This window comes from Rheinheimera baltica, from assembly GCF_030731985.1.
Classification (GTDB): Bacteria; Pseudomonadota; Gammaproteobacteria; order Enterobacterales; family Alteromonadaceae; genus Alishewanella; species Alishewanella baltica.
Genome location: NZ_JAPJDY010000007.1, coordinates 184,872 through 197,257, shown reverse-complemented (window position 1 = coordinate 197,257; position 12,386 = coordinate 184,872). Strand labels below are relative to the sequence as shown.

At 48.0% G+C, this 12,386-nt stretch carries 8 protein-coding genes; 2 read left to right on the top strand and 6 right to left on the bottom strand.

Going from position 1 to position 12,386, the window contains the following annotated elements; genetic code table 11:
- Nucleotides 1–41 precede the first annotated feature (41 nt).
- From ORJ00_RS13190 to ORJ00_RS13175, 4 genes are all read right to left on the bottom strand, one after another.
- Nucleotides 42–1,058 carry a cupin-like domain-containing protein gene (locus ORJ00_RS13190; protein ID WP_156885895.1) on the bottom strand — a complete coding sequence of 339 codons (1,017 nt, stop codon included), beginning with the start codon at nt 1,056–1,058 and terminating at the stop codon, nt 42–44.
- A 7-nt stretch (nt 1,059–1,065) separates the two neighbouring features.
- Nucleotides 1,066–1,803: a SapC family protein gene (locus ORJ00_RS13185; protein WP_027669508.1), complete on the bottom strand. Its 738-nt coding sequence runs from the start codon at nt 1,801–1,803 to the stop codon at nt 1,066–1,068.
- A gap of 40 nt (nt 1,804–1,843) precedes the next feature.
- Complete coding sequence (locus ORJ00_RS13180) at nt 1,844–3,409, bottom strand: tryptophan halogenase family protein (protein WP_306140080.1); 1,566 nt, start codon at nt 3,407–3,409, stop codon at nt 1,844–1,846.
- Nucleotides 3,410–3,553: 144 nt separating this feature from the next.
- Nucleotides 3,554–6,526: a TonB-dependent receptor gene (locus tag ORJ00_RS13175; RefSeq protein ID WP_305976640.1), complete on the bottom strand. Its 2,973-nt coding sequence runs from the start codon at nt 6,524–6,526 to the stop codon at nt 3,554–3,556.
- A 473-nt stretch (nt 6,527–6,999) separates the two neighbouring features.
- Here ORJ00_RS13175 and ORJ00_RS13170 point away from each other — a divergent pair, with 473 nt between their 5' ends.
- Both ORJ00_RS13170 and ORJ00_RS13165 read left to right on the top strand, forming a co-directional pair.
- Entirely contained in the window at nt 7,000–8,457 is a 1,458-nt protein-coding gene (locus ORJ00_RS13170) for a coniferyl aldehyde dehydrogenase (protein WP_306140079.1), read from the top strand.
- A gap of 2 nt (nt 8,458–8,459) precedes the next feature.
- Nucleotides 8,460–9,107: a TetR/AcrR family transcriptional regulator gene (locus ORJ00_RS13165; RefSeq protein ID WP_027669504.1), complete on the top strand. Its 648-nt coding sequence runs from the start codon at nt 8,460–8,462 to the stop codon at nt 9,105–9,107.
- 4 nt (nt 9,108–9,111) lie between these two features.
- On the opposite strand, the gene ORJ00_RS13160 is transcribed toward ORJ00_RS13165, so the two are convergent.
- A complete protein-coding gene (locus ORJ00_RS13160) occupies nt 9,112–10,089 on the bottom strand; it encodes an aldo/keto reductase (protein WP_306126529.1) in 978 nt (325 codons plus the stop codon).
- A 127-nt stretch (nt 10,090–10,216) separates the two neighbouring features.
- A complete protein-coding gene (locus ORJ00_RS13155; protein WP_306140078.1) occupies nt 10,217–12,283 on the bottom strand; it encodes a winged helix-turn-helix domain-containing protein in 2,067 nt (688 codons plus the stop codon).
- Nucleotides 12,284–12,386 lie beyond the last annotated feature (103 nt).

Genomic DNA, 12,386 nt, shown 5'->3' with positions numbered 1-12,386 from the left:
GTCTCCATGGCTACGTCGGCATTTTTAGTTGTCATTATGGCTCAACGCTTAAGTTTATTGAGTAAATCGGCGCGTAGCTGGCGCGCTTGCAACTCACTAAGTGGTTTGCTTAGCATTCCTTGCGCTTGCTCCGGAATATGCTGCTGTGATATGTCGTCGTGGTCGAAAATATAATGCTCAAAAATGGCTTTCCAGGCCTGGCGCTGCGCTTTGGGTAAACTGCGTAAACTAAGTATGCTCAGCAATAAGGCGTTGTTGGGCCTACCAAGATACGCTGGCGTGTCGCGCCACCAATGGCTTATAAGCACATTAAACGGTGTATGCGCTTTAACATGATGCCACCACATACTGGGGATAAATAACATATCGCCCGGCTGCAAAGTAACACTTTGTGCTGCTTCAAGTGCATGAGAAAAAAGAGGAAATTGCTGAAAATCCGGTTGCTCAAAATCGACCATGCTAATGTCCTGTCCGCCAGGCGCAAACTCCATAGGACCGGGGTACAGGTTGCCAATTTGATCCGGTGGAAACAGGGTAAATGTTCGGGTTCCCACGACATTACAAGCCAGGTTGTGCGGGAAATCGAAGTGCGCTGCGATACGTGATTGATTGCCAATCCACACGCTGGTCAAAGGATTAACGTTCGATAGGCTAATGCTGTTATCAGCCGCTAAACCGTTAAACCAGCGGTTTATCTCAGTAGACCCCATATATAAGGTGCTGTTGTCGTCTTCTGGCTGCGTCAGTAAACGGTCAATAAATTGGTTGAAATCAATTTTTCCACCCTGAAAGTTAAACCCGCTGCAGTCATCGTTGTAAAAAATCCGCCCATGCTGTTCGGCAGGCAGTAAGCAGGCGGTTACCGGCTCGCCCTGATAGAACTGGCGCAAATAGTCTGCCGCAGCAGTGGCACTGTTTAACCCCGCCTGCACCAGCGGCCAGTTTTTGCATTGCTGTTTAAACACTAATGGTGCAGTTGCCCCTGCAATGATCTGCTGCAGGCTGGCATTGTCGCAAGCGGGTAGCGTTTCAATGGAGGTGAGGCTGGCTGTCATCATGTTTATCTCAGCAAGCAGCGGTGGCGTTAAGCTGGTTTTTCAGCTTAAGCAGACTGCGGACATTGGCTTGCGAGGCAATCAGCATATAAATGGCCTGCAGATAACCTTTGGCATGCAGCTGGCCCAGTACTTCGGTAGATAAGGCTGCGAGGGAGTCTTCATTGATGGTATAAAAACCTATCATCTGGTGCTTGCTGCCATCGTCCAGCTGAATATCCAAGGTAAAAGATTCCAGCAGTTTGTGCTCCAACAGCAAAGCGACAAAGGCAGCGTTATCTTGCAGGCCCAAATGAATGGTTTTTAGCATATTGGATACTTCATCTAAGTACGGGCTGCCGCCGCCCAAAGGAAGAAATAACGCTTCGCCTTGCTCTTTGCTGACGCGAGGGCTGTCTATATCGAGGTGAATAACCGTTTGCGTTTGTTCTGCACCGTCTTCGCGTACCACTTGCTTGCCAATTAAAAACGGCTGGCGCCGCAGTGTTAGTGGTACATAGTAGCCCCGCCAGTTGTCATCATGTAAAAACAGGTTTTCCTGGTGCGAAAAGCCAAATACGGCGACCGAGAAAAATTGCCCGGTAGATGCATCTTTATGAAAGAAAATGGGGTAATGCGCCTGAACGCTGCGAAACTCGAGTGGAAAGGTTGGCGTAAACCAAACATTGTCGCCAAATTCAGCACCGCGCTCGGTGATAACTTTTAAATCCAGATGCTCTATGCTGTTTAGTAATACATGCTTGGTCATCGTCTTATCCTGTTGAATACGTGAGCTATTATTATTATCGTTAAATGGGTGGTAAGCCATATTGGCGAATTTTGTCTAACAACTGCCGGTTAGGGGGCAGCGCAGCGGCCAACTGCTGGACACGTTTTATGTTTTCTTCAAATAAGGCCTGGGCCTTTTTCTGCTGCGATGGTTTTAACGGCGCAGATTGCTGAGTCTCAAAACCCATACCATACAGGATGTACTGATAACTGGCGGCCGGAAATAGCACGTCACTGTGCGTAATGTCCTGGTTTGACGGCACTTTATGCTGCCAAAATTGTAACAAATGCTGCAGCCTTGCGGGTATAGAGGACGATTCACGATGATCATGCCAGTAGTCGTGATCACTGCGTTTACTCAGTACATAGTGTAATTTTAAAAATTCAATAATTTGCTGCCAGTGCTGGTTAAAGGCTTGGTTCATCCGCTCTGCCGCAACGCTGAGCAGCGAGTTAGGCAGCGGCAGCTGTGCTGAAACATATTTAGCACTCCACTCTACCAGCGCCAAAGCCGAGGCTTCCAGCGGTTCGATAAACCCAGCGGCCATGCCAATGGCAACACAGTTTTTCTGCCAGCAGCGCGCATAATGGCCCGGGTTAAAACTGAGCTTTCGCAGCGTAAGCTGCTCTGTGTTTTCAGCACCAGATTGCTGCAGGTAATGGCGCAATTGCTGCTCGGCTTGATCATCACTGCAATGGGCAGACGAGTATACGTGGCCAACACCGCGGCGCGATTGCAGGCCAATGTCCCACACCCAGCCGTTTGGCTGTGCGGTTGACTGTGTGCAGGACGCTATTGCTGCATCCGCTTGTGGGTAAGGTACCTGCACGGCCAGGGCTGAGTCGTTAAACAGTACCTGTTTTTGCGGCATAAATGGCACCGCTAAGTGCTGACCCAAAAGCAGTGATGCCGCGCCGCTGCAGTCAATAAACAGGTCGGCATGCAGTGCGCTGCCATCTGTTGTGATAATGGCGTCAATATTGCCCGTTACGGTATTGCGGATCTGCGCTATATGCGCTTTAACATGCTGCACGCCGAGCTTGGAGGTGGCATGTTGCTGCAGCAGGTTGCTAAACTTACCTGCGTCTAAATGGTAACCGTAATTATTGATAAAGCTGTATTCAGCTGTGGATATTTGTTTGGGTGCGAGCCCTGCTAAGCTAAGCCGAGCTTGAGCATTAACGGCATCAGCAAAGCTGACCTGCTGTAAAAAAGGCAACCAGTATGGGCAAATATTAAAATCCGGAATACCCACCGGTAGGCTAAATGGATGAAGGTAAGTGTCAGCGCTGTTAGTGCACCAGTTATTAAACTGCGATCCTTGCTTAAAGCTTGCGTCACAGCTGTTGATAAATTCGGTTTCGCTGATACCAATGTGTTGCAAGGTATGGCGCATTGACGGCCAAGTCCCCTCGCCAACGCCGATGGTAGCGACATCAGGTGACTCAACTAAAGTAATGTTAAGGGCCGTAGGTGATAAAAGTTGGCCTTGATCAACATTATGATCGGCAGCCAGTATCGCTGCAGTTAACCAACCTGCAGTGCCACCACCGACAATCACAATACTCTTAATCTGTTGTTCCATCTGGCTATTTACCGCTATAGCGACCTGTATAGGTCTGGCTGTATTTGCAGAGTATCTTCAAGATAACGCATCTATAAGCTGCATTGAAGTTGTTAGTAAATAAAAGGCCATATTGCTATGGCCTTGCTAGATATTGGTCAGGGGTTAGAAGGTATAACGTGCACCAATGCTGTAACGTGGACCGGCCTCAACCAGGCTTAACACCTGTTCTTTAGCGCGGCCATGCACGCGTTTGTATTCATCGGTAATATTCAGCGCTTCAACATACACACTTAGTCCTTCAACCATGGGGAGGTCATAACTGGCTGACACATCAATTTGTGAGTAGGCTTCAGTGTATTGTGGGTTGGCGCCGGTATCCTGCCCGCGAGAACTTAAGAACTCGTCGCGCCAGTTATAAGCGATACGGGCCTGGAAGCCATCTTTTTCATAGAACAATACGGCGTTGGCAGTATCACTAATACCCAGGATTGCCGGTTGATCGGCCAGAATAAAGTTGTTGTATTCATTTTCGCTGTTAACCAGTGTGTAGTTTGCTAAGACTCCCACGCCCGATTCGCCGAACACATGCTGTATCGCAAATTCCCAGCCATCGATAACTTCAGACACGTCGCTGTTAGATGGCGTGTTTATTTTAAACACCAAATCGTTGTCTTCACCTGCGACACCACTGATTACGCCATTAGCAACATCTACGCCCGGGGCATTAGGGTAGTTAGCGAAGATGTAGTTGCGAATGGCCAGTGCATCTGAACCTACTGCGGCAATAGCTTCGGCATATTTCTGACCATTTACCGGGTTAGGAATATTGTAAATAGTCGACTCAACCACCGTGTTGCTAATAAAGTTTGACGTGTCTTTGCGGAAGTAACCAATAGACGCATAACTTGATGGTGCGTAGTACCATTCTGCTGAGAAATCGATGTTTTTTGATTCCAGTGGTAACAGGCTTGGGTTACCCGAAGAACCACCACCACCACCACGATTTGCCAGTGTATTAACAACAGTACCGCCTTGAATAGCAACATAATCTGGCCGGCCAATAGTTTCGCTATAAGCTGCACGCAGCATAACATCGTCAATCACTTCAATATTAAAGTTAATGCTGGGCAAGAAGTAGTCGTAGCTGCCTTTCTGTGTTTGGAATTCGCGTATGCCGGTCGCCTGCAGTTCAATTTCAGTTTCGGCAATCCAGTTGGCACCATCATAGCTGGCTACAGCTGAAGTTGAGGTAACATCTGTTTTTTCGTAGCGTACACCAATATGAAAATCATACTGACGGCCGTTAAAGTCTGATTCATAGTTGTATTGCACGAACAATGATTGCGACTCTTCTTCGGTGTAGCGATCTACGTCACTGGCATAGTCAGTAGAAGGACAGAAATCAGTACCGCAATCACCGGCACCGACGTAACCTGCTGGGGTATATAGCTCTTCAGCACGATCGCGGAGTTTGGCAAAATCCCACATGAAAATGCGGTTAAGTACCTCAAACGTTTGGCCTGATGCTAAAGAAAAATCACCTTTGCTGGCAGTGAATTTATCGTGGATGGTGTCCGCCGGAAAGAATGACTCGTCAAAGTCGCCAGCCTGACCAACACCGCCCCAATCGTTACGCTGTACGTTCACTGATTTAGAGTGGTTATCGACGTTGTTTAAAGCAATACCAAAGTCGATACTGCCCTTTTCTTCAAACACATATTCGCCGGTTAGCTGATACTGATCAATATCAGACTTATTGGTTGCGCTACCAAACACGCTGCCGGTAACAACCATATCGGATGGCTGTACGCTGTTGCCGCCACCTACTGCCAGCAAAGGTAAATCTTTGCTAAAGTCTGTTGCCGCACTAGTCCGGATAAAAGCCGCCGTACTTAAGGTGTTATTTGACCCAAATTCATGGTTGGGTTTGTATTCAGCAGTTGAATTATGCGCATCAAAGGTAAGTTTTAGTGCGTTACTGGCTTGCCACTCGATATTAAAGCCAAGTGAGCCGCTTTCATTACGCACACCGTAGTCGCCAGCAGCCATTGAAAGATCGGCTGGGGTATCATACGTTTCTGAGTATATAAGTGGTGATGATACCGGGCCATCTGTCCAGACGTTTTGCGATGGCGCAAAGGTAAACCATGCCGACACATCGTTGTACTGGGTATCGATATCGTTGCGCATGTAAGTGTAATCCAGCGTCGCTTTTACGGCATCAGTAGGTGCATATTGCAACACTAACTGGCCATTGGTGCGGGTGCGCTGCTGTTCTTCGAATTTGTAAATGGTGGTTTGCGGCACAGAGTAAACATCACCAGGGCCTGGGCGGTTAACCTGATTATCCTGTGGTACGCCACCCCAGTCGGCGTTGCCACCTGACCAATCGTTATCTGTTATGCCCGGAAAGCTGCGCCAGCCCGTACCGACGTTAGCTTGTTGGCTACCGCTATCACGCTCCTGGTAGCTGGCGGAAACCAGTACACCGAATTTGTTATTATCGAACGTGGTTGAATATATACCCGATAATTCAGGTGTCACTGACGAGCCTTCCTCGGTTGAGGAGTCGCTTACTGCAGCAAAGTTGATAATTGCTTTGGTGTTGCCATAGGACAGTGGACGCAAAGTTTGCACATTGATAGTAGACCCGATACCACCTGTAGGGTCCGCCGCGAAACTAGTTTTATGCACTTCAACACCGCTGATTAAATCTGAAGCGATGTTGGCAAAATCGAATGAGCGAGAGCCAGTGGTTACTGGCATCTGACGGCCATTTAGCGTGACCAGGTTATAATCGGCGCCAAAACCACGTACCGACACTTTACTACCTTCGCCGTTGACGCGGTCAATTGACACGCCACTGATACGCTGCAGTGATTCTGCCAGGTTGGTGTCGGGGAATTTACCGATGTCTTCGGCTGAAATAGCGTCGACAATACCGCTAGAACCACGTTTAACATCCATTGATTTCGTTAAACTGCCACGAATACCAGTAACGGAGATAACTTCTATTTCTGAATTTTGTGCTTGTGCGGGGGCTTCCTGAGCCATGGCGGATATCGATGCGCCCATACCAAGGACCAAAGATAAACTGGTAGCCAGCCTAGTCTTTTTAAAGGTGTGCGATTTCATGTGTAGTTCCCTGTCGACAATATTTAATTCTAGTTTTAAAAAAGCGTTAACGCCGAACAGGTCGCCAAAAAGCACGATGACGCATCTGTAAGCGCTTTCATAAACTTAGGTGATTTTTTTTCAACCGTCAATGTAAAAAAATTAATCTTTAGCGGTTTTTTGCATTTTTTGATAAATATCATAAATTTAAGCCTGTATATTTGTGGGGTTTAAATATTTATGCTTAGTTTGTTTACAGATATTTAGCCGTTAAATTGAAAAGTAGTCGTTGGAAATTACGTCGCTATGCACAGTAAATGTAAACGCTTACATTGCATTTTTGGCATAGAAAATAAAAAAGATCGTTAATTAGCCGGTTAATTATCTGGCTGTGAAGCTAATTGGATACGTTATTTGACAAAATGACCCGCGGTCACTATTGTTTGTGTGTGCGAATGACCGTTAGTCATTTATGGGTTGGTAAAGGACAGGCGATGAACAGCAAAGAGCAGGAACAGACGAAAATACCAGACAATACCGCTGCGTTTGAACAATTTAGCCAATGTTTGGCAGCGCAGCGGCGTGCTTATCATGTCAACCCGGTGCCGACAATACAGCAACGTATCGCTGATCTGGATGCGCTTAAAGCGCTTATCCGGGATCATGAAACTGAGTTGGTAGAGGCGGTTAATGCTGATTACGGCAGCCGTTGTCGCTTTGAAACCCGTTTTTCAGAAATTTTAATGGTGCTGGAAGATATCAATCGCAGCAAAACACAGCTGAAGAAATGGATGAAGCCACAAAAACGGCATATTGACCGGTTATTGTTCCCCACCTCCAGCTGCGTTGTTGTGCCACAACCACTGGGTGTTGTTGGCGTTATCGTGCCGTGGAACTTCCCTATTATGTTAGCACTGGCGCCCATCGTTTCCATCTTTGCCGCCGGTAACCGCGCAATGGTGAAAATGTCTGAAAATTCAGAACATCTGGCGCAATTGCTTATTAAGTTGGTACCACAGTATTTTGCTGCGGAAAAACTGCAGGTTTTTGCTGATAACGGCGGCAGTGGCCCGGCATTTTCGGCCCAGCCGTTTGATCATTTGTTCTTTACCGGCTCGGCTCAAACGGGGCGTGCGGTAATGGCCAGCGCAGCAAAAAACTTAACCCCGGTAACACTGGAGTTGGGCGGTAAGTCGCCAGCCGTGGTGGCACCGGATTTTGCCCTGGACAAAGCAGTAGACCGTATTATTTGGGCTAAGGCCTTTAATGCCGGCCAAATTTGTACCAATGTCGATTATGTGTTTATCCCCCAAGGTGCGGAGCAACAATTTGCTGAACTGGCGCAGCAATTAGTGGCGCAGCGTTACCCCGACATTAATCATAATGACTACACCGCCATTATTGATGAGCGGGCGTATCAGCGTTTGCAAACTACCCTGGATGACGCTATCAGTAAGGGTGCGCGGGCAGTGAATTTAATGGCCGGCCAGCAAAGTGTGCCCGGGCTGCGCAAGTTTCCGTTAACGCTGCTGTTCGATGTTACCGATGATATGTTGGTGATGCAGCGGGAAATTTTTGGCCCGCTGTTGCCGGTTAAAACCTACAGTAATGCACAAGACGTGGTGCAGTATATAAACTCACATCCCCGGCCGCTGGCATTTTATCCATTTAGCCATGATAAAAGCCTGCAACAGTTTTATCTTGAACAGGTGATGTCCGGTGGCGTAACCATTAACCACGCCATTTTACATGTGGGTCAGCATGACTTACCGTTCGGCGGTATCGGTGACAGTGGTATGGGGCACTATCATGGCTTTGAAGGCTTTTTAACTTTTAGTAAGTTGCGGCCAATCTTTAAGCAGGGCGCTTACAACAGTGTCAGTTTGTTGATGCCACCTTACGGCTGGTTGGCGAATAAAATGACCGACTGGTTAATTAAGTTTAAAGGCTGAACATGAAGCAAAATGCCTTAACTCCAGAAGCCAAACAGCAGCGGCGGCAGGATTTCTTGCATGCGGCCAGGCGTTTGTTTTTACAGCAGCAGCAATTGCCGGCCGTTGCTGACATAGCCGCCGACACTGGTTTAGCTAAGGGCACGGTGTATCGCTACTTTCAAAGCAAAGAACAAATATTTTTGGCGTTATTAACAGAAGACTTTACCCAGCTGTTTAGTGAGCTGGAGATAGTGATACCACAATTACCACAGCCGCTGCCTGCGGCGGCAGCACCGTTTGCTGATGCTTACCTTAAATTGTTGCTGCAGTCGCCCAGTTTACTGCCACTGTTGGCATTGCTTAATGCGGTATTAGAACAAAACCTGCAACAGCAGCAGTTATTAGCTTTTAAGCAGCAGCTTGCGGGGGCGCTGGATAAACTGGGTGGCCAACTTGCTGCGCGCTACAGCGAAATGACAGCGGCTGACGCCAGTCAGTTACTGCTGCACAGCTACGCCCTAACATTGGGATTGTATCAAAGCACCCAGCTGCCCACTACGGTGCAAACCTTGCTGCAACAGGCCGGGTTGACGCAATTGCAGCGCGATTTTGCTACAGAGCTTAGTATAGCTATCCGCCGGTTGTGGTTAGGTGCAGTAAGTAGTTAAGGCCCTATGGCAGTGCACGTCCACGGGCTGCGAGGTATAACGCATACCAGTGCTCGCGGCTTAGTTGTACTTTGCTGGCTTCGGCACAGGCTTTAATGCGCTGCAAGTTAGTAGTGCCGATAACGGGCTGAATATTGGCCGGGTGGCGCATTAACCAGCCCAATACAATGGCTTCTTTACTGACTTGATATTCCGCCGCCAATTTTGCCACCAGCGCCGCTGTAGCTTGAACAGGCTTGGGTTCGGCGCTGACATCTTTGCCACTGAACATGCCCTGACTTAAGCTACCCCAGGCTTGTAGTTGTACGCTGTTGCGGCGGCAGTATTCGATAGTACCACTGCTAAAGTTAACACCCGGTTCGCCACTACAACCTGCGGTGGTACCTTCATCCAGCCAGGCCAAATGGCTCAGGCTTAGCTCCAATTGGTTGACGACCAGAGGCGTGGCCAATGCGTCCTGCAACAGCTGCATCTGGTGCTGCTGCATATTCGACACGCCAAACTGTTTTACCTTCCCCACTTGTTGTAACTGGGCAAAAGCCTCTGCCACTTCTTCAGGTTGCATCAGCGGATCAGGCCGGTGCAGCAGCAGGACATCTAACTGCTCAATGTTAAGCCTGGATAGAATGTTATCGACAGATGAGCTGATCCAGCCAGCAGAAAAATCATAGCGTTGCGGCGTGTTTGCATCGGCAAAACGAATACCGCATTTAGACTGCAGTGTTATTTGCTCACGAAGTTCAGGCCGTTGTTGCAATACCTGGCCAAATACCTGCTCGGCTTTGCCAAAGGTATAAATATCAGCATGGTCAAACACACAAATACCGGCCTCTAACGCCCTATCAATAACCGCATGGGTATGACGAATATCGTCAGCTGTTATTGGGTTCGTGTTCCAGCCGCCGCCTAAATTCATACAGCCAAATACAACTGGACTGGTTTTTGTAAGGTAACTGGCAAGGGGGTAAGCGGGTATAGACATAAGGCATCCTGAGTAAAGTAATAAGAAGGCGGTTACTACCGTTTAATTGACACATTGTCCGGCAGTGCCCGGCAAATATTAAGCGGATAAATCATCATAATTGTCTGCTGTAATAACACAAGCGCAGTTATTGCAGTGGCTTTTTATAAACCAGCGTCAACGGCAGCCGATAAATATCGCCTTGCACGTCGCTGTGGCGGCCAAATACGGCTAAACCTTGGCGTACGCTAAAATGCCTGACAAACTGGCTGGGTTCCGATACTAGTAGCTTGCTGTCACCGGTTGTTAAGTCCAGCTGATATATACCTTTGTCTGGCTGATAATAATGCAATAAGCCATCATCTAATTGCCAGTTTAACCAGTTTATTTTATCAAACTGCGCTAGTAACAACTCTTCGTTGCCTGTACGTAAATCTTTAAACCATAGACCATCGTGATGATACTTACTGAAATACAATTGACCATGCCAGATGCGCCCGCTGTATCCGCCGCGCTCTGTAATTTTATGTTCATTACCGTTTGCAATGTCATGTAACCATAACTGCCAGTCTCCATCGCGCTGGCTACTGTAAATCAGGCTGTTAATGTCCTCTCCCCAATTTGCTACCATTACCTGCTTTTCGCCAGGCAGTAGCGTATGTAAAGCACCGCTGGCGACATCCACCTGGTAGGCTGCACCATCTTTACTGAACAGCAGCTTTTTATCATCAGGTGACCATTCGTGCCGAATAAAACCGGGCTGCCCGGGGAGCTCCGTTAGCAGTCGCAAAGCGCCATTGGCTTGTTGCAACCACAGTTGATAGTGTCCTTGTCGCGTGCTAAGAAAAGCCAGTTGGGTGCCGTCATGCGACAAACGCGGCATAGTGTCAAGCCGTGAGCTATTAATACGTTCTGAAATAGCGCCGGTGCTATCTGCCTGCCAAATATCGGCGTGCACTTCAGTACTGCTGTAATACAGTGTGTTACCCAGCACGGTTAGTGAGTCAATGGGATCCGCTGCCTGATATAGCGGTATGAGTTGAGCTCGGTCTATATGATATTGATAGACGGTTTTACCGGCACTTAGCAACAGTATATTGTCGTTATACCACGTTAACGCTGTTGCGTTTATCGGTAATGATTGCGATGTCTTTATTTGGCCATTGTTGCTGTCAACCAGCAATAATTCTGTGTTGTCGGGCGACAAATAGCGCAGTAATGCCATGCTACCTGAAGTTGTAGAAGCGGCAAGAGCCGTGTCGCCCTGGCCTGAATAATTAGCGGGCAGCAAGGTTAACTGGCGTAATTTACCTGTGGCAACAACCAGCTGGTACAGCTGATAAGGTTGCGTTTTATCAGCGCGCTGGCGCAAATATAAAACTTTACCATCGGCACGCCAACTTAGCATGGGTATGTTGTCGATAGGACATTGGTGTAATTCTCGCTGCGAACCGGGTTCAGTTGTCTGTGATATCGGTTGTAGCATAATTTTGCAGCTATTTTCCGTGTAGGCAACATAAGCAAACGCTTTAGCATCAGTGCTAAGCACAGCATAACGACTATCCGTTGCGTCATCTGTTAGCATCTGATGCTGGTTGTCATCCAACGTATTAAGCCAAATTTGGTTATTACCGTTATCAGCGGTTCGTTGGTATAGCAATGCATTTGCTTCGCTATTACTACTAAGTTGGCTTTCCCGACCTTTAAAGCTGGTGTGAGGAGTTGCCCCGCTGGCGCTAAGTTGAGGTGAAGCTTGCGTTATTATAAACCAGATTGCCATACCGCAGAGCGCGGTGGCGAGCAGTGTCGATCCAAGCCAGAGCCTCGGTGTTGATGATTTTGACACAGTTGGCTGTGATGTTTCCGGCAGCAGTGTAATAACGGTAGCGTGTTGGCGCAGCCTGTAGCCAAGCTTGGGCAGGGTTTCAATATATTCTGTCTGTGGGTCGAGGCTGGATAGTGCCTTACGCAGCATTGAGATAGCGCGATTAATGGCGCCTTCACTGACAATTCTACCATCCCATACGGTATCAATAAGTTGCTCTCGACTAACGACTTGTAACGCATTGTGTAACAGCACGAGCAACAGCTTGTGCTGACGAGGCTCCAGATAAAGCTGTTGTCCACTGCATTGTAACTGACGGCTAGCTGCAACATAAACGATATTGCCCAGTTGCCAGGTTTTGGTGTGTGCCGTGTTTGTCGCAAGGGTCATTTAGTGTCCGGTAAGCTTTTCATCACGAAATCATTAGCAGTAAGGCCGAGGCAAAAACATCTCTTTTGCGTAAGCTTGGTCTGTAGCCAGGTTAACAGGACAT